General features: G+C 62.8%; 25 protein-coding genes and 1 tRNA gene. 25 read left to right on the top strand and 1 reads right to left on the bottom strand.

Going from position 1 to position 26,462, the window contains the following annotated elements:
- Window positions 1-131 precede the first annotated feature (131 nt).
- From ileS to AB1384_11930, 7 genes are all read left to right on the top strand, one after another.
- A complete protein-coding gene (gene ileS, locus AB1384_11900; protein ID MEW6554977.1) occupies window positions 132-2,903 on the top strand; it encodes an isoleucine--tRNA ligase in 2,772 nt (923 codons plus the stop codon).
- A gap of 166 nt (window positions 2,904-3,069) precedes the next feature.
- Window positions 3,070-3,444 (top strand): TraR/DksA C4-type zinc finger protein, encoded by a 375-nt coding sequence (locus AB1384_11905; protein MEW6554978.1) that lies wholly within the window; start codon window positions 3,070-3,072, stop codon window positions 3,442-3,444.
- A complete protein-coding gene (gene lspA, locus AB1384_11910) occupies window positions 3,411-3,938 on the top strand; it encodes a signal peptidase II (GenBank protein ID MEW6554979.1) in 528 nt (175 codons plus the stop codon). Before AB1384_11905 ends, lspA begins: the two co-directional genes overlap by 34 nt.
- Window positions 3,939-4,017: 79 nt before the next feature.
- The gene (lgt, locus tag AB1384_11915) at window positions 4,018-4,785 is read left to right on the top strand and encodes a prolipoprotein diacylglyceryl transferase (GenBank protein ID MEW6554980.1); all 768 of its coding nucleotides are present in this window, start codon (window positions 4,018-4,020) and stop codon (window positions 4,783-4,785) included.
- Between the two features lie 2 nt (window positions 4,786-4,787).
- Entirely contained in the window at window positions 4,788-5,714 is a 927-nt protein-coding gene (locus AB1384_11920) for an RluA family pseudouridine synthase (protein MEW6554981.1), read from the top strand.
- Between the two features lie 141 nt (window positions 5,715-5,855).
- Window positions 5,856-6,143: a hypothetical protein gene (locus AB1384_11925; protein MEW6554982.1), complete on the top strand. Its 288-nt coding sequence runs from the start codon at window positions 5,856-5,858 to the stop codon at window positions 6,141-6,143.
- Window positions 6,144-6,395: 252 nt separating this feature from the next.
- A complete protein-coding gene (locus AB1384_11930; GenBank protein ID MEW6554983.1) occupies window positions 6,396-7,757 on the top strand; it encodes a GAF domain-containing protein in 1,362 nt (453 codons plus the stop codon).
- 36 nt (window positions 7,758-7,793) lie between these two features.
- Here the strand turns inward: AB1384_11930 and AB1384_11935 are convergent, their stop codons facing one another.
- On the bottom strand, window positions 7,794-8,660 hold the full coding sequence (locus AB1384_11935) for a PD-(D/E)XK nuclease family protein (protein MEW6554984.1): 867 nt from the start codon (window positions 8,658-8,660) through the stop codon (window positions 7,794-7,796).
- Between the two features lie 195 nt (window positions 8,661-8,855).
- Between AB1384_11935 and AB1384_11940 the strand changes: the two genes are divergently transcribed.
- The 18 genes from AB1384_11940 to AB1384_12025 all read left to right on the top strand — a co-directional run bounded on the left by AB1384_11940 (window position 8,856) and on the right by AB1384_12025 (window position 26,180).
- Entirely contained in the window at window positions 8,856-12,284 is a 3,429-nt protein-coding gene (locus tag AB1384_11940) for a DNA polymerase III subunit alpha (protein ID MEW6554985.1), read from the top strand.
- A gap of 50 nt (window positions 12,285-12,334) precedes the next feature.
- A complete protein-coding gene (gene hisD / locus AB1384_11945) occupies window positions 12,335-13,606 on the top strand; it encodes a histidinol dehydrogenase (protein MEW6554986.1) in 1,272 nt (423 codons plus the stop codon).
- Between the two features lie 230 nt (window positions 13,607-13,836).
- Window positions 13,837-14,817, top strand: a complete 981-nt coding sequence (locus AB1384_11950) for a hypothetical protein (protein MEW6554987.1) — start codon at window positions 13,837-13,839, stop codon at window positions 14,815-14,817.
- 228 nt (window positions 14,818-15,045) lie between these two features.
- A complete protein-coding gene (gene hisB / locus AB1384_11955; protein MEW6554988.1) occupies window positions 15,046-15,630 on the top strand; it encodes an imidazoleglycerol-phosphate dehydratase HisB in 585 nt (194 codons plus the stop codon).
- A gap of 19 nt (window positions 15,631-15,649) precedes the next feature.
- Window positions 15,650-16,255 carry an imidazole glycerol phosphate synthase subunit HisH gene (gene hisH, locus AB1384_11960; GenBank protein MEW6554989.1) on the top strand — a complete coding sequence of 202 codons (606 nt, stop codon included), beginning with the start codon at window positions 15,650-15,652 and terminating at the stop codon, window positions 16,253-16,255.
- 11 nt (window positions 16,256-16,266) lie between these two features.
- Window positions 16,267-16,992 carry a 1-(5-phosphoribosyl)-5-[(5-phosphoribosylamino)methylideneamino]imidazole-4-carboxamide isomerase gene (hisA, locus tag AB1384_11965; protein MEW6554990.1) on the top strand — a complete coding sequence of 242 codons (726 nt, stop codon included), beginning with the start codon at window positions 16,267-16,269 and terminating at the stop codon, window positions 16,990-16,992.
- 4 nt (window positions 16,993-16,996) lie between these two features.
- The gene (hisF, locus tag AB1384_11970; GenBank protein MEW6554991.1) at window positions 16,997-17,755 is read left to right on the top strand and encodes an imidazole glycerol phosphate synthase subunit HisF; all 759 of its coding nucleotides are present in this window, start codon (window positions 16,997-16,999) and stop codon (window positions 17,753-17,755) included.
- Window positions 17,756-17,902: 147 nt separating this feature from the next.
- On the top strand, window positions 17,903-19,090 hold the full coding sequence (locus tag AB1384_11975) for an ABC transporter substrate-binding protein (protein MEW6554992.1): 1,188 nt from the start codon (window positions 17,903-17,905) through the stop codon (window positions 19,088-19,090).
- A 75-nt stretch (window positions 19,091-19,165) separates the two neighbouring features.
- Window positions 19,166-20,077 carry a branched-chain amino acid ABC transporter permease gene (locus tag AB1384_11980; protein MEW6554993.1) on the top strand — a complete coding sequence of 304 codons (912 nt, stop codon included), beginning with the start codon at window positions 19,166-19,168 and terminating at the stop codon, window positions 20,075-20,077.
- Between the two features lies 1 nt (window position 20,078).
- Complete coding sequence (locus AB1384_11985) at window positions 20,079-21,170, top strand: branched-chain amino acid ABC transporter permease (protein MEW6554994.1); 1,092 nt, start codon at window positions 20,079-20,081, stop codon at window positions 21,168-21,170.
- Complete coding sequence (locus AB1384_11990; GenBank protein MEW6554995.1) at window positions 21,171-21,971, top strand: ABC transporter ATP-binding protein; 801 nt, start codon at window positions 21,171-21,173, stop codon at window positions 21,969-21,971.
- 48 nt (window positions 21,972-22,019) lie between these two features.
- The gene (locus AB1384_11995; GenBank protein ID MEW6554996.1) at window positions 22,020-22,748 is read left to right on the top strand and encodes an ABC transporter ATP-binding protein; all 729 of its coding nucleotides are present in this window, start codon (window positions 22,020-22,022) and stop codon (window positions 22,746-22,748) included.
- A 3-nt stretch (window positions 22,749-22,751) separates the two neighbouring features.
- Window positions 22,752-23,090, top strand: coding sequence for a phosphoribosyl-AMP cyclohydrolase (gene hisI / locus AB1384_12000; protein ID MEW6554997.1), 339 nt, complete (start codon window positions 22,752-22,754; stop codon window positions 23,088-23,090).
- 219 nt (window positions 23,091-23,309) lie between these two features.
- Entirely contained in the window at window positions 23,310-24,047 is a 738-nt protein-coding gene (locus tag AB1384_12005; protein ID MEW6554998.1) for a zinc ribbon domain-containing protein, read from the top strand.
- A gap of 33 nt (window positions 24,048-24,080) precedes the next feature.
- Complete coding sequence (locus tag AB1384_12010) at window positions 24,081-24,719, top strand: zinc ribbon domain-containing protein (protein ID MEW6554999.1); 639 nt, start codon at window positions 24,081-24,083, stop codon at window positions 24,717-24,719.
- Window positions 24,720-24,890: 171 nt separating this feature from the next.
- Complete coding sequence (locus tag AB1384_12015; GenBank protein ID MEW6555000.1) at window positions 24,891-25,100, top strand: hypothetical protein; 210 nt, start codon at window positions 24,891-24,893, stop codon at window positions 25,098-25,100.
- Between the two features lie 15 nt (window positions 25,101-25,115).
- A tRNA-Leu gene (locus AB1384_12020) sits at window positions 25,116-25,202 on the top strand.
- 84 nt (window positions 25,203-25,286) lie between these two features.
- Complete coding sequence (locus AB1384_12025) at window positions 25,287-26,180, top strand: DMT family transporter (protein ID MEW6555001.1); 894 nt, start codon at window positions 25,287-25,289, stop codon at window positions 26,178-26,180.
- Window positions 26,181-26,462: the final 282 nt, after the last annotated feature.

Below are 26,462 nucleotides of genomic sequence, written 5' to 3' on the forward strand. Positions count from 1 at the left end.
TGTTACATTAAACCAGGGTCCCGCGGCTGATGGGAATAGCCATCGGAACTGCTGGACGTGTTATTGCGCTTACATCGGCTGCGTGCTAATAATGGAGCAAAATCCCTAGTTAAATACGGAGAAGAGAGAAGATGGATTACCGCAAGACCCTCAACCTTCCGCGTACCGACTTCCCCATGAAGGCGAACCTGCCCTCGAGGGAGCCGGAGATCCAGAAGGCATGGAGAGAGAGCGGCATCTACCGGCAGGTGCTCGAGGCGACCTCGGAGCGGCCGGCGTTCGTCCTGCACGACGGCCCGCCTTACGCCAACGGCGACCTGCACCTGGGAACGGCGCTGAACAAGGTCCTCAAGGACATCATCATCAGGTACAAGACCATGCGCGGCCATTTCTGCCCCTATGTCCCGGGTTGGGACTGCCACGGACAGCCCATCGAGTTCAACGTGGAAAGGATCCTGGGGGAGGAGAAGAGCAGGCTGGACATCATGGAGGTGCGCAGGCGCTGCCACGAGTACGCCCTCGGGTTCGTCGAGAGGCAGTCGCAGCAGTTCCAGCGCCTGGGCGTGCGGGGGGACTTCGATGACCCCTACCTGACATTGAAGCCCTCCTACGAGGCGGAGAACATACGCGTCCTGTCGAGGCTCCTGGAACGCGGCCTCATCTTCCGCAGCCGCAAGCCGATACACTGGTGCCCACGTTGCGTCACCGCGCTCGCCGAAGCCGAGCTGGAATACAGGGACAAGGTGTCTCCGTCCATATACGTGAAGTTCCCTTTCCTGGAGGCACTGCCGCAGGCTGACGGACCGGCCGCCATGGTCATCTGGACCACCACGCCATGGACGCTGCCGGCGAACGTAGCCATCGCCCTCCACCCCGGCATGGACTACGTCCTCCTGCGGGCGGACGGCGAACTCCTTGTCCTCGGAGAGCCCCTGATGGAACGCTCCCTCGCGGAGATGGGCATCTCCAAGAGCGAGGTCGTCGCCAAGTTCAAGGGCGACGATCTGCGGGGCCTGCAGACGAAGCACCCGTGGCGCGACCGGCCCACCACCATAGTCACCTCGGAATACGTCACCACCGAGGCGGGAACCGGCGCGGTGCACATCGCCCCGGGACACGGGCAGGAAGACTACCAGGTCGGGCTCGAATACGACCTGCCCATGCCCATGCCCGTGGACGACCACGGCCGCTTCACTTCCGACGCGCCGGAATTCGAGGGGGATTTCGTGGACGACGCGAACCCGCGCATCATAGCTGACTTACGGGCGAAAGGCCTGCTCCTTGGGTCTGCCGACTTCCCGCACTCATATCCCCACTGCTGGCGCTGCAAGGGCCCGGTCATCTTCCGGGCGACGCCGCAGTGGTTCGTGGGCGTGGACCGTCCCTTCGATGGGTCCACTCTGCGGGAGCGCAGCCTGTACGCCGTGCAGGACGTGCGCTGGATACCGGAGTGGAACAGCCGCCGCATGCGCGGCATGCTTGAGCTGCGCCCGGACTGGTGCATATCGCGGCAGCGAGCGTGGGGAGTGCCCATTCCCGCTTTCAGGTGCTCGGATTGTGGCGAGGTCTTCATGACCGTGGAGTTTCTGAACAGGGTGGCGGAGCTGATCGCGGCCGAGGGCTCGGACGCATGGTTCCTCAAGGACACCCGGGAGATACTGGGAGGCGATGCCCGCTGCGAGCGCTGCGGCTGCGGGGAGATGCACAAAGAGACCGACATCCTGGACGTGTGGTTCGAGTCGGGCATCAGCCATGAGGCGGTCCTGAACCAGTGGGAGGGTCTCTCATGGCCTTGCGACATGTACCTGGAGGGGAGCGATCAGCACCGGGGCTGGTTCCAGACCTCGCTGCTCACCGCCATCGGGAGCAGGGGAGAGCCTCCCTACCGTTCCGTCCTCACCCACGGTTTCGTCGTGGACGGCGAGGGCAGGAAGATGTCCAAACTGCTGGGCAACGTCATCAACCCCATGGATATATGTAACACCCTGGGCGCGGACATCCTGCGCCTGTGGGTGACAGCGGCCGACTATACCGTGGACATACCGGCCTCGCAGGAGATATTCGACCGCCTGGTGGAGGCATACAGGCGCATCCGCAACACCCTCCGTTTCCTGCTGGGCAACCTCTACGATTTCAACCCCGCCGAGGACTCGGCTCCGGCTGACGCCATGGAGGAACTGGACCGCTGGATACTGTCGCGGCTGCAGGGGCTGGTGGAGCGCTGCACGCGGGCCATGGAGGACTACCAGCTCCACGTGGTCTATCACGCCCTGCACAACTTCTGCGCCGTTGAGCTCGGCTCGCTCTACCTCGACATCCGCAAGGACTGCCTCTACACATTCGCTCCGGACTCCGCCCCCAGGAGATCGGCCCAGACCGCCATCCATATCCTCCTGGAGACCCTGGTGCGTCTCATGGCCCCGATCCTTTGCCATACCTCTGAGGAGGCGTGGTCTCTGATACAGGGGAGCGATGGGCGCAGCGTACAGCTGCAGGACTGGCCCCTCGCGGACGCCGCGTGGCGTGACCAGGCCCTCGAGGAGACCTACGGGCAGCTCCTGAAGGTGCGTGAGATGGTGACCAGGGCACTGGAGGAGATGCGCTCCTCGAAAGAGCTGGGGACTTCCCTGGAGGCGGCGGTGCGCCTGCGGGTGCCTGAAGACATGGCCGGCGTCCTCGCGACCAGGCAGGACTCTTTACCGAGCTTCTTCATCGTTTCCCAGGTGGAGGTGGAGGTCGCGCAGGAAGGTGAGGAGTTGTTGGTGGAGGTCTCCCGCGCCGCGGGCGGAAAGTGCGCGCGCTGCTGGAACTACCGTGGATCGGTGGGGAAGAGTGAGGCCCACCCGGAGATATGCGACCGCTGCCTGGAGGTGGTCGAGAAAACGACCGGCGGCGCGGACTGATCGCCGCACGGGTTGACGGACCCACCCTGCCGCGTTATCACGGCCTCCATACCTCCCCGCTATATGCGGGGTTTCGCACGCGCGATTTCGCACTTGTTAAAAGGAAGGAAACGTGCATAATAGGGATAATGCAAGTCTGGCAACGGCAAGAAAGTCATGGCCATTTATGAACAAGAGGAAGCTCGCGTCGTTCAAGAAGATACTCCTGCAGGAAAAGGAAGTCCTGGAGAAACAGTATCGTGACCTCGAGGAGGGCAACCTGCATTCCTCGCAATCGGACTTCTCGGGGGAGATGCCCTTCGAGGAGGAGTACGCCGCCAGCGGGACCACCACCTTTGAGCGCGAGAGGGACCTCTCGCTCTCGGAAAACGTCAAGGATATCCTGAAACGCGTTAACGAGGCCCTGGAGCGCATCGAGGAAGGCACCTTCGGTACCTGCGAGATCTGCAACCTGCCCATCCCCGAGGAACGCCTGCAGGCCCTGCCCTACGCCAACCTCTGCATCACGTGCAAACAGAAGGAAGAAAAGGCTTTCCGGTAGCCCTCCTGGGTACCGCCGTCATCACGCTGGCGTTGGACCAGTTGAGCAAGGCCCTTATTCGTATCCTGCTGCCCCAGGGAGAAGCGGTGTCCCTGGGCGGTTTCGGGGAGATCCGGCAACTGCGCAACCCCGGCACCGCCTTCGGCATCATCGAGGGCAGGTCATGGCCGCTCTTTCTGGCGAGCATAGCGGTCTTCGTCATCCTCGTTGCGGTGCTCTGGCGGTGGGGCGGGCCCGGTACGGCCGCTTTCCAGGTGGGTCTGGGCTTGATTATCGGGGGTGCGCTAGGTAACATCATCGACAGGATAGCCCTTGGCGCGGTGGTCGACTTCGTGGACCTGGGGTTCTGGCCCATGAGGTCGTGGCCGGTCTTCAACCTCGCGGACCTAGCCATCGTCGCCGGGGTAGGGATGATCCTGATCATCGTGGTCAAGGACAGCTTCAAGAGACCGCGGCAGCTGGAGGTGGGGGACAGCACCCCCCCCGAGGACTGAACGGGACCGCCAAGGCAGCCCGGTCGCACGGTCCGCACCAGGAACGGGACTCGCTCAACACCGGATATGAGGGGGCCGCTTGAGACCTGAACTCTTCGAGATCGGACCCATAACCGTACACTCCTACGGGTTTTTCCTGGCCGTGGCCTTTGTCGTGGGCATGCTGGTGAGCTTCTGGTACCTGCGACGCCAGTTCCTGGACGCCTACGTAGTGTTCGAGCTGGTCCTTGCGGCGGCTGTGGGCGGTATCATCGGTGCCCGCATCTTTTACGTGGTGGGGCACTGGAGCGAGTTCTCGGGAGACTGGCTGGAGGTCCTCAAGTTCTGGAACGTCGAGGGCCTGGTCTTCTACGGCGGTTTTATCGGGGGGGTCCTGGCAGCGGCGGCGGTGATCAAGCTGCGTGGCCTTTCCGTGGGGGTTGTGCTGGACTCAGGAGGGCTGGCGGTGCCGGCTTCTCTGGCAGTGGCCAGGGTGGGTTGCTACCTCAATGGTTGCTGCTTCGGAAAGTCCTCCGGGCTGCCCTGGGCGGTCACCTTCCCGCCCAGCACCCAGGCGAGCATGGGCATGCCGCTCAACCCGCTGCACCCCACGCAGATCTACGAGATCCTGCTGGACCTGGCAATACTGGTGATACTGCTTGCCACCTACAGGAAGTTCCGCTATCGCGGCGAGATCATGCTCGCCTTCATCATGCTCTATGCCGTGGTACGGTTCACGCTTGAGTTCTTCCGCTACCACACCAACGCCTCGTCCAACCTCTTTTTCCAGCTCCTGAGCGTGGGGGCGTTCCTGCTGGCGGGCCTGGCGCTGCTGCTGCGGCGCCGGTTGTTGCCGGAGGCAAGATAGGTTTGCAGCCCCTGGAATACACGGTCTCCGCACAGGACAAGGGCGAGAGGCTCGACCGCTTCGTATCCCGCATGGCCGGCATCACGCGCATGACGGCCCAGCGCCTGATCTCAGAGGGGGCGGTCAAGGTAGACGGCCGGCTGCTCCACAAGAGCCACCTCCTGCAGACGGGCGAGCACGTTGAGGTTATGCGGCCGGAGCCCGCGGAAAGCGGGCCGCCGCCCCAGGACATCCCCCTGAGCATCATCTACCAGGACGCCGACCTTGCGGTGGTGGACAAGCCCCCCGGCCTGGTCGTGCACCCCGGCGCAGGCCACGACAGCGGTACGCTGGTGAACGCCCTCCTTTACGCCCTGGACGACCTCTCCGGCATAGGCGGCGTGTTGCGCCCGGGTATCGTGCACCGCCTTGACCGGGACACTTCCGGCCTGATGGTTGTGGCCAAGAACGACCTCTCACACGTGCGCCTGCAGGAGATGGTGAAAGACCGCAGCCTCAAGAGATATTATTACGCCCTGGTGCATGGCGTGCCCGCCACCAGGTTCGGCACCGTTGACGCCCCCATCGGGCGCGATGCCAGGGACCGCAAACGCATGGCGGTCACCTCGGTATCGGCCAGGCCGGCCGTCACCAACTTCGAGGTGGAGAGGGACTTCGGCACATGCTCCCTGCTCAAGGTGGAACTGGTCACGGGACGCACCCACCAGATAAGAGTCCACCTGGCCCATATCGGCCATCCCGTCGCCGGAGACCGGGAATATGGGGTGCGTGACCAACTGGAGACGGCGCTGGGGCTTGAGAGGCAGTTCCTGCATGCCTTCAGGCTGAGCTTCCCCCACCCGGCAACCGGGCAAGCCCTCGATTTCCAGGTCCCACTGCCGAAGGACCTGGATGAAACGCTGCAGGGACTGCTCTTGCCCCGTACTTAGAAAGCTCTCCTATCTGCCAGTATCTGCCACGCCTTTCAAGGTTGAAAACGACCTCTAATGCGTCGAAATGTCCCGCTCTCGGGATTTTTCTTTAAATCCACGAACAAAGAGCTGAACATTGTATCGAAAGGAGGAACAACGATGTCAGCAGCGGTGCAGGAAGAGAAGGAAGCCCACTTCAACGGGGTCTCCGACAGCCTGATACGCATAGAGATCATCACCCATTTTCACCGCAATCCGGGCCTTGTGAGCACGATCCGGTACATGGCCGACGCGACCGGCCGCGACCTGGACCGCGTCGAGCGCCAGATGAACAAACTTGTTCAGCTACACATCCTCGAAGAATATTCGAACAACGGTAAGCTCCGTTACCGCTATGTTCCGCCGCACTCGGTAGCCGCCTATCTTCTGAAGAGAAACGGCAGTTGAGCAGGACATACATAGCCTTCCTGCCAATGCACGAGAAGTGACCCACCTGCGTGCCTTCCCAGCCGAAGCCGTGCGAGAGAACGCCCGCTCAAACCCCGTATGAGACCGTATGACACCTTGAAAACCGGATTGTGACCGTTCTCCTCGCCGTAGTTACCGTTTGGTACCCCAAACCATCCGTTTGCGAGGTTTTTGTTCACGATGGGACCGCGAGTGCCCATAATCATGGGTAGACAGAAAGGTGCTACAGAGATGGCTGAAACTTACAACGCGAAGAACATGCCGGACCGAGTGGTGAAGATCGAGCTCATCTCCTATTTCAGCCGCTACCCTGAGACGGTGGCTACGAGCGAGGAGATGGCCTCGCGCCTCGACCGCGATGCCGCGCAGGTGGAACGCCAGTTGCAGGACCTGGTGGAGCTGCGCATCCTGAACAGGATATGCGACGGTAACCGCACCCTGTACAGCTACATCACACCCATGTCCGTCAGCCTGCGGGCCAGGAGGAGATTCAATCACGCCCTCGAGAACATGCACGCGGGCGTCGGCGGCCCCGGCAGCGCGGAGAGAAGGCAGGTGGAGCGGGAGCTTGAGGAGGAGGAGGATGAGCCCGGCGAGGCCGGCAGCGGAGCCGCCATGCGCATGCGCGTGATGATCGATGTGCTGAAGCGAGAGGGCTGGAGGGAATGCCTGGAACTGCTCATGGACACCATCTACAGCTTACTGGGGGTCCCCTGCGCCGCTTACCACCTGGGCGATAAGTGCTCCGAGCTGTACTGGGACTGCCAGCGGGGGACCAACGGCGTGTGTGCAGGCATGACCAAGGTGAGAAACATCCAGAACATGGTGATCGAGGGCGAACTCATACGTGAAAAGGGCTTCCTGGAGACAGCCCGCCACCTGAAGTACCTCTACCCGTTGAACGGGGAAGAGGACGTCCTCGTCTGCATCTGCAGGAAAGGCAATACGGGGGAGAAGCTCAAACTCATCAGGTCAATGCTCGCGGACATGATGCCGGTGGTGGCCGAGAAGTACCGGCTCGACATAGTGGAGGAGATGACGGCGGAGAGGGCCCTGCAGGAGAGCATCTTCGCCAGCACCGTTGGCCACAGCGACGTCAGGGACGGCGTTATAGAAGCGCTGGCATCGGTGGCCAAGAGCGTCGAGGCGGAACGCGTCTCGCTGCTGGTGGAGGACGGAAACGGCTCGCTGCGCACGCTCTCCACCTACGGCTTGCGCAAGCAGGCGGAGAAGAAGGCCAGCGCCTTCCCCGTGGGAGAGGGGGTGGCGGGATGGTGTGCCGCCAGCGGCGACAGCGTCGTCCTCTCCGAGCCCAGGGTGGACCCGCGCTATATCAGCAACGAAAGCGACGACATCGAGAACATGCTCTGCTGCCCTCTCGTTCCCCCTGGGGGCGAGGCCATCGGCGCCATCTGCGCGGTAAACAAGCGCGGCGGGGACAACGGCGCCGGGGGCCGTTTCGACAAGCGCGACATGCGCCTGGTGGAAGGGATAGCGCGCACTCTCACCAGGGCTTTTCTGACCAAGGACAACGGCACCAGGGCGCTGTCCAGGTCCATGCTTGATCAGGCGTTGGGAGCGCAGACCGCCTAGGGATACCGGGGCGTCAGCCGTTTCTTCTTCCCATGATCAGATCCCATTCTCCTCTTCCGGTTCTTCCAGGCATATGCCCTCACCGGCCATCTCCTCTTCGAGCTCCGCGATGGTCCTCTCCAGCCGGTCCCTTCGGCGCAGCAGGGCCGCGCGGCGCTGGCGGTAACCGCCGGCCAGGTCCAGGGAGGGGACCCTTTCCGGGCATATGTCCTGGAAAGAGCACCAGGGACAGAGGCGGTTGGGGGTGGCGGGGAACTCCTGGCGGGATATTGCCTCCGCCGCGGCCTCCAGGCGCCGTATGACCCCGGCCAGGCCCTCCTCGTCGTAAGGCCTTGTCGAATAACGTTGATTGTGCATGAGATAGTAGAAAGAGAGCTTGCTCGGAGTGATCCCCCATATCTCGCGGCAGGCGATCTGGTATATGGGCAGCTGCAGGTCAGCGCGGAGGCGGCTGAGCTCGGGCAAACGCCGGCTCGTCTTGTAGTCGATGATCTCGTACGAGCCGTCCGGATTGCGGTCAACGCGGTCTATGACGCCGGAGAGTATGAACCCCCCTTTATCCAGCTCGAAACGCTCCTCGACCGCGACTGGCAGGCGGAAGTCCTCGATGTTCTTGTAGTAGAAGAGGGTGAGCACCTCGCGGCCCTGGGAATGGAACGACTTCTCCTCCTCCGCGGTGGCATACCCCTCGGACAACCAGCATTCATCGAGGTAGGAAAGGAGGCCTTCCAGGGATGGCGGCTCCGGCGTCGCGCGCCCGTACAGCCATTCCAGCGCAGCGTGCAGGCTCTTGCCGAAGGAGAGATAGGGGGTCGGCTCGACCTCCATGCCGTCCACGTACTGGAAGCGGTAGGACAGGGGGCAGTTTTCGTAAGCGCTCAACGCGGAATAACTCAGCCTCATCCTCAAGACCCGCCTTCTGATCTTGGTCCCGGCGCAAGGAAAGCGCCTGTCTCCGGGGAAAGATATAATAGCATAAACCGCCCTTCGAAAGCTTGTGCGTCCGCCGCGCCTCCGCCATCGGAGTACGGCCGCCAGGGGGCGGGAAAGTGGCCACCGCAGACACCGTATTGGCCGTAGAGAACCAGGAGGTATGGCTTGGCCGTTCCCTTCGTGCACCTGCACAACCACACCGAGTTCTCCATGCTCGACGGCGCCGCGCGCATACCCGACCTGGTTACGGCCGCCATCGACAGGGGCTTCCCGGCCCTGGCCATAACCGACCACGGGGGTATGTACGGGGTAGTCCCCTTCTACGAGAAGGCCACGGAGATGGGGATAAAGCCCATCATAGGCGTCGAGGCCTACATGACCCTGGGTTCGCGCTTCGACCGCAAGCCGCCGAAGGAGGACCCCAACTACCACCTGCTCCTCCTGGCGGAGAACAACGAGGGCTACCGCAACCTCATGAGGCTGGTGACCGCGTCCTTCATGGACGGGTATTATTACAAGCCACGCATCGACAAGGAACTGCTGCGGGAGCACCACGACGGCATCATCGCCCTCTCCGCGTGCCTCAAGGGCGAGGTTTCATCGCGTCTCCTCGCCGACGACTACGAGGGCGCGGCGGCGGCGGCGCGGGAATACCGGGCCATCTTCGGCGATGGCAATTACTTCCTGGAGGTCATGGACCACTCCCTGCCCGAGGAGAGGAAGATAAACCCTGGCCTGGTGCAGTTGGGTGAAGAGTTGGGGCTGGGGCTGGTGGCAACCAACGACCTGCATTACGTGGGCAGGGAAGACAACCTGTATCACGACGTGTTGCTGTGTATCCAGACCAACTCCACCCTGGACCAGGAGGACCGCCTCAGGTTCTCCAGCGACCAGTTCTATCTCAAGGAATACGAGGAGATGAGCGAACTCTTCGCGGGCATCCCCGGCGCTCTCTCCAACACCTTGGATATCGCCGAGCGCTGCAACGTCGAAATCGACTTCGGCCGTTACCTGCTCCCCAGGTACCAGGTGCCGGAGGGCTATGACCTCGACGGCTATCTCGAGAAACTCGCCTGGGACGGGCTGGCCAACCGCTATGCCGATATCACCCCCGAGCTGGAAGAGCGCCTTCGCTACGAGCTCTCGGTCATCAGGGACATGGGCTTCTCCGGCTATTTCCTCATCGTGTGGGATTTCATCACCTATGCCAAGAGGCAGGGGATCATCGTAGGGCCGGGAAGGGGCTCAGCCGCGGGGTCGCTGGTGGCGTACGCGCTGGACATCACCACCGTGGACCCAATGCGCTACGGGCTGCTCTTCGAGCGTTTCCTAAACCCCTCGCGCCGCACCCTGCCCGATATCGACATCGACTTCTGTTACAAGCGCCGCCCGGAGGTCATCGAGTACGTGCGCCGCAAATACGGCGAGGACCGCGTAGCGCAGATCGTCACCTTCTCCACCATGCAGGCCCGTGCCGCCATCCGCGACGCGGGCAGGGTCTACAACCTCGAATACGGCAAGGTGGACCGCCTCGCCAAGATGGTCCCGGAGGTACTCAACATCACCCTGGACAAGGCCCTGGAGACCTCCCAGGAGCTGCAGGACGCCTACCGCGGCGACGAGATGTCCAGGAACATCATCGAGACGGCACGCAAGCTGGAGGGCATCACCCGCCAGGACGGCATCCACGCCGCGGGTGTGGTCATCGCCGATGACGAGTTGTCCCTCTACACCCCCCTGCAGCGTCGCGGGGCCGAGGAAGAGGTGGTCACCCAGTTCGACATGGCCGCCATCCAGAAGATCGGCCTGCTCAAGATGGACTTCCTCGGGCTGCGCACCCTCACCGTCATCAGCGACACCCTGGAGAGCATCCAGCGCCGCCACGGCATCCGCATCGACCTGGAGCGCATACCCATCGACGACGCCAGGACCTACGAGATGCTGCAGCGCGGCGACTCCATCGGCGTGTTCCAGTTGGAGAGCGCGGGCATGCGCTCCCTCCTGCAGGACCTGCGGCCCGACTGTTTCGAGGACCTCATTGCGCTGCTCGCCCTCTACCGCCCCGGCCCGCTCAAGAGCGGCATGGTAAAGGATTTCGTCAACCGCAAGCATGGGCGCATGCCCACGGAATACCTCCACGAGGACCTGGAACCCCTGCTCGAGGAGACCAGCGGCATACTCCTCTACCAGGAACAGGTCATGCGCCTCGCGGTGGACATGGCCGGCTACACCATGGCGGAGGCCGACGGGCTGCGGGGGGTGGTGGCCAAGAGCAAGGCCGAGGAGATGAAGGAGCAGAAAGACAAGTTCGTAGAGGGGGTGATCGCCAGAAAATACCCGCGCCGCCTCGCCGAGAAACTCTTCGAGCTGGTCAAGCACTTCGGGGAGTACGGCTTCAACAAGAGCCATTCCACCGCCTACGCGGTGATCTCATACCAGACCGCCTACCTGAAGGCCCATTACCCGCGCGAGTTCATGGCCGCCAACCTCACCAGCGTCACCGGCAACAAGGACAAGGTGCCGGTGCTCGTGAACGAGTGCCGCAAGATGGGCATAAAGATACTGCCGCCCGACATCAACGAGAGCCTGAAGGAGTTCACGCCGGTGGACGAGGGCATCCGTTTCGGCCTCTCCGCCGTGCGCAACCTCGGCGAAGGCGCGGCGGAAAGGATCATCGGCATCCGCCGCGAGAGCGGGCCCTACGAATCGCTGCTGGATTTCTGCGGCCGGGTCGGCCCGGGGACCATCAACAAGCGGGCCCTGGAGAGCCTCATCAAGAGCGGGGCCTTCGACTATCTCGGATACACGAGGAACCACCTCCTCAAGGTCTACGACCGTGTAGCGGACCTGGCGGCGGAGAAGCAGAGGCTGCTGGGCGAGGGCCAGCACTCGCTCTTCGAGGACGAGGAAGAGGACCCGCTGGCCGGTGAGCCCCTCACGGAGGAACTGGAGCGCGACAAGCTCCTGGCCTACGAGAAGGAGATGCTGGGCATCTATGTCACCGACCACCCGCTCATGCAGGTCAGGGAGGCCATGAAGCGCCATGTCGAGAGCGATATAGCAGACCTCTCGGAGCTGGGTGATGGCGCGGTGAAATGGATCGGGGGGATAATCACCCGCAGGACGCAGCGCCTGACCCGCAAGAACGAGCTCATGGCCAACCTGGCCCTGGAGGATCTCACGGGAAGGGTGGAGGTGACCGTCTTCCCCGCGCTCTACCAGCAGCACCGGGAGATGCTGCAGGAAGACCGTATAGTCTGCGTCAAGGCGCGGGTCGAAGTAGGGGAAAGGGACGAGGAGGCGGCGGCGCTGCGCGTAGTGGCGTTGGACCTCTCGGAGCCCCGCCTCAAGAGCCCGGAGGAGTGCGACCTCTTCATAGACATCAGCGACGTACGGGCGGAACGGGGCGTAATGGACGAACTAAGAGACATCCTGGAGAGGCATCCCGGCCACACTCCTGTTAAACTCAAGCTGAAGGGCGGGGAAGCCGTCAAGATATTCCGGCTGCCCGAAGACCTGTGCGTGTGCCCGGACGGTTCGCTCTACGCCGAGGTCCTGTCCCTGCTGGGGGACGGCTGCATCGCGCTGGAATGAGGGTGTAGACACTCGACGCCACACGCATCAAACTGGAAGCGGAGGGCGATTTGAAGATACTGAAGAGCGAGGACCACGACAGCCTGGAATCCCTCAAGGCCGCCTTGGGGTGGGATTTCTGGCTGGACGAAGGTCCCGTGGAGGAGGTCAGGCGCATAATCGCCCGCGTGCGCGAGGATGGCGATGCCGCCCTGTCCGCGCTGACCCGCGAATTCGACGGGGTGGAGATCGCGCCCTCGATGCTGCGGGTCAGCGAGAAAGACCTGGCCGCGGCCGGAGATAAGGTCACGCGCGAATTCGCTGACGCGGCAAAGGCGGCGGTGAGGTCCATAACCGCATTCCACCGCCACCAGGCCTGGGAGTCCCAGTTCTGGGAGTCAGACGAGGGGGCGCGCATCGGCCAGGTGATAAGGCCCCTGCGCAGGATCGGGGCCTATGTGCCCGGAGGCGGGGGGTCCTATCCCTCCACCGCCATGATGGCCATCATCCCGGCCAAGGTGGCGGGCGTGCATGAGATAGCGGTATGCGTGCCGCCGGCAAAGGACGGGGAGATCTCCCCCCACACCCTTTACGTCCTGGACCTCCTGGGCGTCGGCGAGGTATACCGCGTGGGGGGCGCACAGGCCATCGCCGCGCTCGCCCTGGGTACGCAGACGATCGAGGCGGTGGACAAGGTCGTCGGTCCGGGGAATATGTACGTCACCCTGGCCAAGAAAGAAGTGCTGGGCCGTGTGGGCATCGACATGCTGGCCGGCCCCAGCGAACTGGTGGTGCTCAGTGACGGTGAGGGTGACGCGGAGATCATCGCCATGGAGATGGTGGCGCAGATGGAGCACGGGGCCGGAGCCAGGGCCTGCATCGTGACCAGCGACGAGTCACAGCTCGGACGGGTGGGGCAGGTGCTGCCACGGCTGCACGCGGACACGCCGCCCGGCGTGCCCGAGCGGGCGATGGGCGTGCTGGTGCGGGACATCGAAGAGGGGGCCCGCCTGGTGGACCTCCTGGCCCCGGAGCACCTTCTCCTGTCCACCGCGGACGTGACCGCGACGCTGCCGAAAGTCCACAATGCGAGCGCCGTCTTCCTGGGCACCGAGTCACCGGTCGCCCTGGGTGACTATGCGGTCGGCGTCAACCACGTGCTCCCCACCAAGGGCGCCGCCCGTTATTCGTCCCCGCTCGGCGTCTACGACTTCGTAAAAAGGAGCAACGTGGTCTTCTCGAACCCCAAGGCCAACCGGACCCTGGGCCCGGTCATCGAGGCCATCGCCATGGTCGAGGGGTTCGTGAACCACGCCGAGGCCATGCGCAAGCACCTCCATTGACCCTTATTCTCAATAACCTCAGCCCGCTTCGAGACCGAGAAACTGGTCAAGGATGAGAACATGAGACTCTTTCATCTATCAATCACTCCCAGGCATACAAGGCGATCCTAACGCCATTAAAACGGACTCACCTGAGATCTTTGAGCACCCGAGGGAAAAGGAGAAATCATTGCCATGTTAAGTTAACTTGATCTGTTGTGGTGGTAGAATATCGGTATCGGGAGGTGGACATGGGGAGATTACGGTTATTGTATCGCTACCGGTATTCTCTCTATGGGTTCCTGGTTGCCACGGTGTATTGTGTACTCCTCCTTGTATTGCATAGCACATTTTCCAAGGGCACACCCGGACAACTGCTGCGGGATTTTCCCGCTGCTGCCATCCTGGTCTTCTTGAGCCTTCCGGTATACCCGCTTGTAGGATATCTGTTGGGGGCACAAAAGGACCGGTGCAAGGAGGCAGTCCGGCTCAGCCATGATTACCAAAAGAAGTCGGAGTCGCTGCAAGACCTGTCGGAGCGACTGACCCACAGCGAGGAGATGATCCAGTTGGCGGGAGTGGTGGCCGGCGAGATGAAACATCCCTTGACGTCCATCGTCGGCTATGCACTCACCCTGCGCGAGTTCTGGGACAAGCTCGACGATGACACCAGGCGCACCTTCTTATCCTACATTAAGATATCCTCGTCGAAGCTGGAGGCAATGTCCAATGACCTGATGCGCATAATGGAGCTTTCCAGGGGCTTCCCGAGACCGCATACCGTTAGCATGGACCTCAAGGAGATAATGGACGAGGTCTGCGGGATCCTCGAAGATATCTATACGGAGAAAGGCCTGAAAACGAACTTGCGGTTTCACGAGGACATACCCTTGTTTCAGAGCGACCCTGCGAAGTTCTTCGATCTTCTATACAATCTGCTGGATATCTGCATGCGGTGCAGTGTGGACAACGGCATGATCTCGATCTGGTGTTCCTACAAGTCTCCCCGGCTGAACCTGCGCCTCCGCTGCCACAGGTCCATATTTACCCCCCTCCAGATCGCCGGTAACAGGAAGTGCCCGCCCGGGCAGGAAGAGACGGAGATGGCTACGCTGAGCATGGAATACAGGCTCGCCGATGCCATGCTGAGGGAGATGGGCGGGGACGTGAGGTTAGAGACGTTGGGAGAGAGCGGCTTTACCTTTGCTATCTTCTTGCTCGCAGACCGATAGAAGGCCCCTATCGCCCGTGGGAGCCTGCAATCTCCTTGTATAGTTAGCGGGCGCGAAGTCCTTGATAGCCAATAAGATACGGGATTACATATTCTCCCTCCCCCACTTCCCATTACCTCCCACGTCACGATCTGTTCACCGTAGGTAGGGATCAGCGCCTGAAAAGCCGGACCCCGCTTCCCATTGCTTCCCTCCCACGCTCCTTCCCCATATGCTAATCTTATGTCCATGAGAACTGCGAGGATCGAACGCAAGACAGCGGAGACGGAGATCGAGCTGGAGCTGGAGCTCGACGGGAGCGGGAACACGGAGATAACGACGGGAATCGGCTTCCTCGACCACATGCTGGCGCTCCTGTCCTATCACGCTGGCTGCGATACGGTCCTGCGCGCCCGGGGAGACCTGGAAGTGGACCAGCACCATACCGTGGAGGATATCGGCATCTGCCTGGGCAAAGCCCTGAAGGAGGCGCTGGGGGACAAGAAGGGCGTAAACCGTTACGGCTCGGCTCTCCTGCCCATGGACGAGTCCCTGTGCATGGTCGCGCTGGACCTTTCCGGGCGGCCCCACCTCTCCTACGACGTGGAACTGCCCGTGCAGCTCGTGTCGGACTTCGACCCAACCTGCGTAAAAGAGTTCCTCCAGGCACTGGTCAACGAGGGCGGTATGACCCTGCACGTAAAGAGCTTGAGCGGGGAAAACCCCCACCACGTGCTCGAGGCCGTCTTCAAGGGCCTGGGAAGGGCGCTGCGCGCGGCGGCCGGCGCCGATCCCAGGGAGCACGACGTGCCCTCCACCAAGGGAAACCTGTAACGGAAAACCTGGAGACCCGATGATCACCATTATCGATTACGGCATGGGTAACCTGCGCAGCGTGGAGAAGGCCTTCGCCTTCCTCGGCCATGAGGTGGCGGTGAGCCACGACCCGGCCTCCTTGGGAAAGGCAAGAAATATCGTGCTTCCCGGCGTCGGCGCCTTCGGCGACGCCATGCAGGAGCTGCATGCGAGGGAGCTGACGGGCCCGCTGCGCAAGGCCATCGCTGCGGGGGTACCTTTCCTGGGAATCTGCCTCGGTTATCAACTGCTCTTCGAATCCAGCGAGGAGAGCCCGGGGGTTGAGGGCCTGGGGATACTGCCGGGGCGCGTGGTGAGGTTTCCCGACCGCGTCAAGGTCCCCCACATGGGTTGGAACGACGCGCGCTTCGAGCGGTCTCACGCGGTGCTGGAGGGGGTCGAAACGGGCTCGTTCTTCTACTTCGTGCACTCGTACTACGTCGAACCGGCGGAGGCGCGGGACGTCCTCGCCGTCACCTCATACGGCCTGGATTTCGCGTCCGGGGCGGCGCGAGACAACCTGGTCGCGTTCCAGTTCCATCCCGAGAAGAGTTCTACGGCCGGCATGCGCATCCTCGACGGTTTCGCCCGTATGAGCACTTGAGGGAGGCCAAGGTGTTCCGCATCTATCCCGCCGTTGATATCAGAGGTGGCCGCTGCGTCCGCCTCTACCAGGGAGAACTCGCTAAGGAAACGGTCTACTCCGAACGCCCCTGGGAGGTCGCCCTCGCCTGGCAGAAAGCGGGAGCTTCCTACCTGCACGTAATCGACCTCGACGCCGCCGCGGCCGGTGAGCTGGTGAACCGCGGCGCGGTGGGGGAGATACTGCGCCGGGTTGCGGTCCCCGTACAGTACGGGGGCGGGTTGCGCACCCGCGAGGATATAGAGATGATGCTGTCACTTGGGGCGGAGAGGGTCATCCTGGGAACGCGTGCCCTCGAGGAGCCGTCCTTCGCCGCCGAGATGCTGCAGGAGTTCGCCTCCAGCGTCATCATCAGCGTGGACAGCAGGGCCGGCGAGGTCGCTTCCAGGGCATGGCGGGAGAACACCGGACGGACGTTGCGGGAGGTAGTCGACCACCTGCAAGAATGCGGTGCGCGGCATATTATCCACACCGATATCGCCAGGGACGGCACCTTGGCGGGATACGACGCCACAGCCCTGGAGCCCCTGCTGGACCGGGGCCTGATGGTCATCGCCGCCGGGGGGATCGGGAGTCTGGACGACCTGAGGCAGCTCAAAGGCCTCGCGGAAAGGGGCGTTGAGGGGGCGGTGGTCGGCAGGGCGATATATACCGGCGACATAGATCTGGGCGAGGCGCTGGCGCTGGAGGAGGATTAACGGCATGCACACCGTGCGCATCATACCGTGTCTCGACGTGGACAAGGGGCGCGTCGTCAAGGGGATCAACTTCGTCTCGCTGCGCGATGCGGGCGACCCCGTGGAGATGGGGGCCGTCTACGACCGCGAGGGGGCCGACGAACTGGTGTTCCTGGACATAACCGCCTCGCACGAGGATCGCGACACCGTCTTCGAGATGGCGGCCGGGGTCGCCGAAAAGGTGTTCATCCCCTTCACCGTAGGGGGCGGCCTGCGGGGCGAGGACGACATCCGGCACATGCTGGCCACGGGAGCCGACAAGGTGTCACTTAACACGGCGGCGGTAAAGGACCCGGGGCTCATCGCGGCCTCCTCGCGCAGGTTCGGCGCGCAGTGCGTTGTCCTGGCGGTGGACGCCAAGGCCCGGGGGCGCGGTGCGTGGGAGGTGTATATCAACGGGGGTAGGACACCCACGGGCATGGACGCCGTGGAGTGGGTGCGCCGGGCGGAGTCCCTGGGCGCCGGCGAGATCCTCCTCACCAGCATGGACCGGGACGGGACCAGGGAGGGATACGACATCGCGCTCACGCGTGCGGTGGTGGAGGCCGTTAACCTGCCGGTGATCGCGTCGGGTGGGGCTGGGAGCCTCGACCACCTGGCGGAGGTCATCGAGAAGTCTGGCGCGGACGCGGTGCTGGCCGCCTCCATATTCCACTACGGCGAGTACAGCATCGGTGAGGCCAAAGACTTCCTGCGCACCAGGGGCATCCCGGTGCGCATGTGAAGCCCGCACAGATGACGGCGATGTGTTCACCAGTGGTGGACATCAGAGCAGGCCGTGTGGTAGAAATATTTCTTATGGCGGATGTTTAGGGCATCCGCAGGTAAACTCAGTCAAGTAAAGGCCAAGAGAGGTAAGGGGGTATTTAGGTTGCGCGGTAAAAGAACGATTCTAGTGATCGCCGTCGCGGCCTTCGTCTTTTCCACCCTGCTCGTGCTGCCGGGTTGTGGAGAGACGAAGACCGAGACAAAAGAGCCCATCAAGATCGGGGTTGTGCTCTCCGAGAGCGGCCCCAACGAGCCGCTGGGGAAGCCCGAGCGCAACGCCATCGAGCTCTATGCGAAGAGGATCAACGAAGCCGGCGGCATCGACGGCCACGAGCTTGATGTGATCATCAAGGACGACCAGAGCGACGCCAACAAGGCCCAGCAGGCCACCGTGGAACTCCTGGACCAGGAGGAGGTGCTTGCGCTCATCGGGTCCAGCGGGACAGGAACGACCATCGCCATGAAGCAGGAGGCCACCGCGGCGGAGGTGCCGCAGGTGTGCATGGCCGCGGGCGCCAACATCATGGACGGGGACTTCACCTGGATCTTCCGCACCCCACCCACCGCCACCGAGGCCGGCAAGAAGGCCCTGGAGTATATCTCCGAAGAACTCGGGGTCAAGAAGATCGCCCTGCTCTACGACACCAATCCCTTCGGAACCGACGGGAAGAACGTGATCGAGGCGGAGGCCCCGGAATACGGCTGCGAGGTCGTGGTCTCGGAGGGCTACGTCACAGACGAATCGGAAGAGGGCATGGACACGCATCTCACCAACGTCATGACCTACAACCCCGAGGTGGTGCTGGTATGGGGGACGAACCCCGGCCCCGCCAAGATCGCCAAGCGCATGAAGGACAAGGGCATAAACCTGCCCTACGTCGGCAGCCACGGCATCGCCAACCAGGCCTTCATCGAGCAGGCCGGTGACGCCGCCAACGGCGTAATCTTCCCGGCGGGCAAGATGCTCATCTACGAGCAGGTCCTTGAGCCTGGAAGCGAAGAATACGAGTTCATCAAGGACTTCGCCGACGCCTACTACGAGGAGTACGGTGAGCAGATCAACACCTTCGCCGGACACGGCTGGGACGCCATGTTGATCGTGTGCGAGGCCCTGATGCGCGGTGGCGCGGACATGACCGCGGCGGAACTGCGCGACGAGATCGAGGCCACCGAGGGTCTGGTTGGCACGGCAGGTATCTTTACCTATACGCCCGAGGATCACAACGGCCTAACCCCGGACGACCTGACCATGGTCGAGATCGCGGACTCCAAGTGGGAGTCCGCCAAGTAGATATAAGGCAACCGGTACGGAAGGAGGAGGCTGGAACTCCCTCCGGCCTCCTCCTTTTATTGTGATAAGAGGTGGGTGCACCTGGGCTCGATAGCGGATTTCTTCGGCAACTGCCCGCAGTATATCGCCAACGGCCTGGCCAACGGCTGCATCTATATCCTGGTGGCCATGGGCTTCAACATCATCTTCAATTCCACTGGGATCATCAACTTCGCCCAAGGCGAGTTCTGCATGTTCGGGGGCCTCTTCGCGTTCACCTTCGCGGTGACCCTGGGCCTGCCCCTGCCGCTTGCAATCCTGCTGGCCATCCTGGCCACCGCGCTCATCGGGGGGGGCATGGAGAGGCTGCTGATCTACCCCTTGCGCCACGCGAGCATCATCACCGCGATCATCGCCACCGTCGGCGCCTCCATCTTCTTCAAGGCGCTGGGGAGGCTGTTCTGGCCGAAGGAGGCCTACAAGGTGCCCGAGTTCACCTCGGGGAATTTCACCGTCCCGGGCGCCACCGTATCACGGCAGTTCCTGTGGGTGCTGGGACTGACGGTGATCAGCGTCGTGCTGGTCTACCTCTTCTTCAACCATACCCGCGCTGGCAAGGCCATGCGCGCGTGTTCCGTCAACCGTCAGGCGGCCAGCCTGGTGGGTATAAACGTCTCGCGCATGTCCCTGTACTCCTTTCTTCTCGCGGCGACCCTCGGGGGAATCGCGGGTCTTATCAACGCCCCCTATGCCAGTTACGGCATCGGCCTCTTCCTGGGCATCAAGGGGTTCACCGCCGCGGTGGTCGGCGGCCTCGGCAACACCTTCGGGGCGGTCACGGGCGGCCTGGTGCTGGGGCTTCTGGAGGAGCTCATCCCGGGGTTTCTCACCGTGGTGCTCGGCGTATCGACCGGTTATAAGGACGCGGTGGCAGCCATACTACTGGTGGTTGTCCTGCTCCTGCGGCCCCAGGGGCTCCTGGGCAAAGGCGTAGCAGAGAAGGTATGAGATGGGCGGGAACGGTTCAGAGAAGAAGGTGTCCGGCTGGCGCTCCCCCGCGTGGTGGGACGGGCGGGCGCGCGGCAGTATCGGCATCGTCTTCTTCGTGGTCTTCATGGCAGTGCTGCCGCTCTGGGCCAACTACGTGTCCAAGCCCCTCGGCATAGACCTTGTCTTCGTGCTGCGCCTGGTGGGCGTGTTCACAATCGCCGCGGTGGGGCTCAACCTGCTGCTCGGTTACGCGGGACAGGTATCGCTGGGGCAGGGCGCCTTCTTCGCCATCGGCGCCTACACCTCTTCACTTCTCGCGGTGAAAGTGGGCTTCCCAGTCTGGCTGGGGATCATCGCCGCCGTGGCCATCGCGGCGGTATTCGGGCTGCTGGTGGCACCGGTGCTGCGCCTCAAGGGCCACTACCTGGCCATGGCCACCCTGGGACTGGGCATCATCGTCTTCGTATTCCTGCGTGAACTCACCTTCCTCACCGGGGGCAACGACGGCGTGCGCAACATACCCGGCCTCGCCATACCCTTCGTGGAGGCTACCACCAAGATCTCGGAGTACTACTACGTATGGGTGATCGCCGTCATCGTGCTCCTCCTGTGCGGAAACCTGGTCAGGTCGCGGGTGGGGCGCGCCATGCAGGCGCTGCACCAGTCGGAGGTTGCCGCGGAGGCCATGGGCGTCAACGTCTCCGGCCAGAAGATAAGGATATTCGTGCTCTCCGCCGCCCTGGGGGGCCTGGCCGGAGGGGTATATGCCCACCTGCAGGGGTACATCGACCCCAACATGTTCTCGATAACCCTGTCCATCTCCCTCCTGACCATGGTGGTGGTGGGAGGCATGGAGAGCATCTGGGGAGCGGTCGCGGGCGCCGCCCTCATCACCTTTCTGCCCAAGGTCGTCGAGGCCATCCCGAAGTGGGTGGGGGACGCTCCGCGCTGGCTGGAGCGCTACAGCAACTACGAGGGGATCATCTTCGGCCTTATCCTCATGCTCACTATGGTCTTCATGCCCTCCGGGATCAGCAGGGGCCTTACCGACCTGGTGCGCTACCGGCGCAGCCCCTTCGTCAACCCCTTCCGCAAGAAGGTGGTGGAATAGATGCGCTCCACGGCCCAGCCTGAATGCACCTTGAACGGAAAACTGCTAAAGGTCCGGGACCTCACCAAGACCTTCGGGGGCCTCGCCGCCGTGAAGGAGGTCTCGTTCACCGTAAGTGGCGGCACCATCAAGGCCATCATCGGCCCGAACGGCGCCGGGAAGACGACCCTCTACGACCTCTTGACCGGTATCTACATGCCGGACGGGGGAGAGGTGACCTTCCGGGGCAGGGACATCGTGGGCATGCCGACCCACGAGATAACCGCTATGGGGATCGCCAGGACCTTCCAGACCATCCGGCTGTTCACGCACATGACGGTGATGGAGAACGTCATGGTCGGCCTGCACCACCGTACGCGTTCCGGCATTCTAAAGTCCGCGCTCAGGCTGCCCTCCGCGCGGCGCGAGGAGGCCTGGATGCGGGAGGAGGCCCTGCGATATCTTGATATCGTGGGCATGGAGATGCAGGCGGACAGCCTGGCAGGGTCGCTGCCCTTCGGGTCGCAGCGCCTGCTGGAAATGGCCAGGGCCCTGGCCACGCAGCCGAGCCTGCTCCTCCTCGACGAGCCCGCCTCCGGGCTCAACGCCTACGAGACGCGGGAGCTGGGCGAGATCATCTACCGCATAAGGGACATGGGCGTCACGGTGGTCCTGGTCGAGCACGACATGGGGCTCGTGATGCGCATCTCCGAGGAAGTGCTGGTCCTGGACTATGGCGAGGTCATCGCCGAGGGGTCTCCGGAGGAGATCAAGGCCGACGAGAAGGTCATCGAGGCCTATCTCGGATCGGAGCTGGACTGAGATGATGAAACGGGCGGATAGACATAAAGAGGCGGGCGAGGTGGGGTCTTGCTGGAAGTAAAGAACCTCTCCGCCTTCTACGGCAACATCGAGGCCCTCAGGGCCGTCGACCTGTGGGCGAGGGCAGGGAGGATAACCACCATCATCGGTGCCAACGGGGCCGGCAAGACCACCCTGCTGCGTGCCATCTCCGGCCTCATCACCACCCGCTACGGGGAGGTACGCTATGTGGGGCAGGACATCACCAACCTGGAGCCCTACCGCATCGTGAAGATGGGCATCTCCCACGTACCGGAGGGACGCCAGGTATTCGCCACAATGAACGTGGAGGAGAACCTGGAGCTAGGCGCGTACCTTCGCCCGCGCCGCCAGCGCAAGGAGATCCGCGGAGACCTCTCCTTCGTGTACGACGTCTTCCCGGTGCTGGGGGAGAGGAAAGGCCAGTCGGCCGGGACCCTCTCCGGGGGCGAGCAGCAGATGCTGGCCATCGGAAGGGCGCTGATGTCCAAGCCACGTCTGCTTCTCCTGGACGAGCCCTCCATGGGACTCGCCCCACTGGTGATAAAGGACATCTTCTCGTGCCTCAAACGCCTGCACGAGGAGGGGCTGACCATCCTGCTGGTCGAGCAGGACGCCCAGATAGCCCTCAGCGTATCGGATTACGGGTACGTCATGCGCGCGGGCAAGGTTCGCCTGGAAGGGAAGAGCCGGGAGCTTCTGCAGAGCGAGGAGATAAAGAGTATTTACCTGGGCGAGGAAACGGCGCCGGAGGGATAGGAAATGGAGTTCAAGTTCGACGACAACGGTTTGATCCCCGCCATCATCCAGGACGTGGAGAGCGGGGAGGTGCTCATGCTGGGCTACATGAACGGGGAATCGCTCGCGCGCACCATCGAGAGCGGCCGCACCTGGTTCTGGAGCCGCAGCCGCCAGGAGTTCTGGTGCAAAGGGGAGACCTCCGGCAACCGCCAGTACGTGCGCGAGATCCGCTACGATTGCGACCAGGACGCCCTGTTGGTCAAGGTCCTGCAGGTGGGGCCGGCATGCCACACGGAAGAGAGGTCATGCTTCTACCGCGTGCTCGGAGAGGCACGCACCGACCTGGAACCGGGCGAATAGGAGCATACCGGGGCGGCGGGGCCCTAGAAGCACCTCCAGCATCTGCGACCGCGCGCTTGCGGGAAGGAAGATGCCGCGGTTACGCTGAAAAAACTGGCGAGGAAGCCTGTTGCGTCAAAGGCCGACTGACGGCACGGCCGCGATAGCGCCCCTGGGGTTACAGCTGAAGACAAAATCTGCCGAAGCGAAACTTGAAACCCTTATGGGAAAGGATGCGCCATGATAAGCTGCCCGCATTGCGGGGCTGAAAACGCGGACGGATCGGAGTTCTGCACCCTCTGCCTCGCCACGTTCAGGCCACGGGGCGCTCCCTCGGTGGGAGCGGGACAGCAGACCGCTCCAACACCCGCCGCGGCAGGCACACAGCCGCCCGCCCAGGCATACGTGTCTCCGGGCGATTACCGTGCCTACGCCCAGGAGGCTGCCCGGCAGGCCCCGCAGCCGTCCTTCGGCGGCGCGGGTCATTACGTCCCGGCAGCGCAGAGGGGCGGGGCCGCGGGCGCTATAGTGCCGGCAGCCCGGGGCTTGAGTATGGGGAAGACGGACCTGGCGCTGTTGCTGCTCGCGTACTCGTTTTTGACCTTTCTGACCCTCTTCGCGAGCCGCTTCATCATCAGCATCGCTCTTCTGGGCGCCGCCTTCGGTGGCAGCGAAGCGGGTTTCAGCATCGGGGTGGCCGTGCTCTTCATCTCGGACGCCCTGATCCTTGCCGCGGGTGGCATGATGGCATCCGCGAAGGCGCGGCAGGTGGGCTGGGGCTGGATGGTAGGCGCGGGGTGCGCCGCGTGCACCGTCCTGTTGTGGCAACCCCTGGCTTCCTTGGCCCTTATCCTCCTCTTTACCGGGGAGGTGTACGTGCCACTGTTCACCCTGGTCGGTGTCCTGGTCGCGCTGTTTCTGGAGATCCCCATGGGAGCCCTGGGAGGATGGATTGCCGAGAAGAGGTCCTACGGTTGATGCTTGGAGTCATAGACTGTAAAGGGGCGGATCATGAAATGCCCGAAATGCGGTGCGGACAACCCGGAAAGCGCTGAGTTCTGCTCGCTGTGCATGGAGAGGATATCCCAGCCCGGCGGGGCGGAGCGTTCGCGCATCTCCGTAAGTTCCCCCGGTGGCACCTATACGGCGCCAGGCGAGTGGCGGGGGGACGCCGAGGTGCTGCGGCCGGAAGTCAGCCGGGTGGTAGTGGAGAAGGTGCACAGGTACCGCATCAAGCTCGCGGTCTATGGGGTTGTAATCGCCCTCATCGTTACCTGGCTCGTCCTCAGCTTCACGGTGTGGGGGAACCCCGATCCCGGCCAGAGGACCATGAAGCTGTTCGGCGCAGTCAACGCCAGGGACGAGGGGGCTTTCGTCGGACAGTTCCAGGAGCAGGACAGCGAGGCGGCGAGGACCATGTATTCCAGGGTCGTCTCGTACCTCGGCGATTCCGGCAGCTACTCCGGCCTCGAACTCGACGTGGTCCGGGATAACGACTACGATGCGGTCTCCTACATCGAGGGAGGTACGGTTCAGGCGGGGGGCGGCTACGAACGCGCCCTGGAACGTTCCGACGGCCTCATGGTGGTTATGGAGAACCACAAGGGCGTGTGGTACGTCATCCCCACGGGTACCGACCTCATCCCGTGACCCGATGAGAGCCGGGTAGCTTTCCCGCATTACCCGGGCAAGCTTAACTTCGCGCCTCACGCTCTTTTCCGGGACCAAAGCCGCATGGCCGGGCATAAACGCTCCTATGTGGAGATGATGTATTATCCTTGGAGAGGCGCAAGGTCCGCTCCTGGCGGAAGGGAGAGCATCGTGGGTTGGAGCGAGAGTTACTACGACGACATGCGGGCTGAAGCCCGGCATGAGCTGGGCCGCCTCTCCCTGCCGCTGCGGGAAGCCCTGGAGGAATACCGCAGAGCCCTTACGTTCTATCGCGATTTCACCGACAACGTGGAGGAGCTGGAGGCGGCGCTGCAACGGCTGGAGAGCCTGATGGCAGAGGACGGTCAGCGGCCGTGCTAAAATATCTACGTACCTGCCGGAGTGGCGGAAGTGGTAGACGCGCTGGTCTCAAAAACCAGTGGGGGCAACCCCGTGCCGGTTCGATCCCGGCCTTCGGCACCACTTAAAAGCCCCGGTGAGGCCGGGGCTTTTTCCTTCGCGACCGACTTGACGTGACGCCGTGACAAGGAGAGTTCGGTCTTGAAGATGTTTTTCGCGGTAGTGCTGGCGCTGGTGGGGACGGTGCTGGTCAACTACTCCATGTACATGCAGAAAAGAGAGTTGAACGACCTGCCCCGCCTGGAGCTTAAAGGGGCGCTCAAGACCCTCCGCGCCTTCGTCTCCAACGTATCATGGCTGGAGGCCCAGGGCCTCATGTTCCTGGGGACCTTCATCCATTCCATCGCCCTGATCTTCGGTCCGCTCTCGGTGATAGCTCCAATCCACACCTCGGGGGTGGTTCTCCTGGCCATCCTGGCCATCTTCAAGCTTGGCGAGCGGGCGGAGTTAATGGACTGGATAGGGATAGGCGCTACCTTCCTGGGCCTGGTCTTTCTGGGCATTAGCCTGGCAGGCACCAGCGGCGCGGAGAGCGCCCACAACACCTTCTTCACCACCTTCTTCATCGTGCTCCTGTACCTCACGGCGGGCGCGTGCTTCATAAACGCCTTCCTGAAGAAGGGGGCGAGGGAGTCCGTACTCATCGCCATCGGCACCGGCGTGCTCCTGGGCCTCAACGACATCCTGGAGAAGCTCTTCTGGCCCGACGCCGGTAACCGCCTGTGGAACGAGGGGTTCTGGCACGTCTTCCTCTCGCCCTACCTGTGGATGATCGTGGCCATCGCGGTGGTGACCCTTTTTATGAACCAGGTAGCGCTGCAGCGGGGAAAGGCCATCGTGGTCATACCCGTGGTCAACAGCCTCTCTAACCTCATCCCCATCCTGGTCGGGCTCATGGCCTTCGGCGAGCCCTTCCCGTCGTCATTCGGCATGATCTTCCTGCGCCTGCTCTCCATCGTGCTCATAGTGGGCGGCGCCGTGGTCCTCTCCATCAAGAAAGAGGGCGACTCACCCGAGGCTGCCTCACACGGGGACGCCTAACTCGGGGACTCCTGAGTGACCGTGACCCGATACAGCCCCAAACCTGAAAGCAACAGAATTCCATAAACTGATGAATCCATGGAAGGGATTCCTTTCTTTGGGTAGAATTTCCTATACAGTTTGCAGACATTTATCTCTCACAAATGTACTGTACTGGCTCCGGGCATATGGGGGGAGAGCATGAAGAGACATCGGGGATCGCGTCTTACCGCAGCTATTTCCGCTATCGTTGTCCTGCTGCTCTTGGCGTCGGGCTGGTACCCGCTGCTGGCCGCGCTGGGG

The sequence above is a fragment of the Actinomycetota bacterium genome (assembly GCA_040757835.1).
Classification (GTDB): Bacteria; Actinomycetota; Geothermincolia; order Geothermincolales; family RBG-13-55-18; genus SURF-21.

Bases quoted from the DNA above. Each gene is read 5' to 3' on its own strand.
- ileS (MEW6554977.1), top strand. From the start codon at position 132: ATGGATTACCGCAAGACCCTCAACCTTCCGCGTACCGACTTCCCCATG.
- AB1384_11905 (MEW6554978.1), top strand. From the start codon at position 3,070: ATGAACAAGAGGAAGCTCGCGTCGTTCAAGAAGATACTCCTGCAGGAA.
- AB1384_11925 (MEW6554982.1), top strand. From the start codon at position 5,856: ATGTCAGCAGCGGTGCAGGAAGAGAAGGAAGCCCACTTCAACGGGGTC.
- AB1384_11930 (MEW6554983.1), top strand. From the start codon at position 6,396: ATGGCTGAAACTTACAACGCGAAGAACATGCCGGACCGAGTGGTGAAG.
- AB1384_11935 (MEW6554984.1), bottom strand. From the start codon at position 8,660: ATGAGGCTGAGTTATTCCGCGTTGAGCGCTTACGAAAACTGCCCCCTG.
- AB1384_11950 (MEW6554987.1), top strand. From the start codon at position 13,837: ATGGGGAGATTACGGTTATTGTATCGCTACCGGTATTCTCTCTATGGG.
- hisB (MEW6554988.1), top strand. From the start codon at position 15,046: ATGAGAACTGCGAGGATCGAACGCAAGACAGCGGAGACGGAGATCGAG.
- hisH (MEW6554989.1), top strand. From the start codon at position 15,650: ATGATCACCATTATCGATTACGGCATGGGTAACCTGCGCAGCGTGGAG.
- hisF (MEW6554991.1), top strand. From the start codon at position 16,997: ATGCACACCGTGCGCATCATACCGTGTCTCGACGTGGACAAGGGGCGC.
- AB1384_11985 (MEW6554994.1), top strand. From the start codon at position 20,079: ATGGGCGGGAACGGTTCAGAGAAGAAGGTGTCCGGCTGGCGCTCCCCC.
- AB1384_11990 (MEW6554995.1), top strand. From the start codon at position 21,171: ATGCGCTCCACGGCCCAGCCTGAATGCACCTTGAACGGAAAACTGCTA.
- hisI (MEW6554997.1), top strand. From the start codon at position 22,752: ATGGAGTTCAAGTTCGACGACAACGGTTTGATCCCCGCCATCATCCAG.
- AB1384_12005 (MEW6554998.1), top strand. From the start codon at position 23,310: ATGATAAGCTGCCCGCATTGCGGGGCTGAAAACGCGGACGGATCGGAG.
- AB1384_12010 (MEW6554999.1), top strand. From the start codon at position 24,081: ATGAAATGCCCGAAATGCGGTGCGGACAACCCGGAAAGCGCTGAGTTC.
- AB1384_12025 (MEW6555001.1), top strand. From the start codon at position 25,287: ATGTTTTTCGCGGTAGTGCTGGCGCTGGTGGGGACGGTGCTGGTCAAC.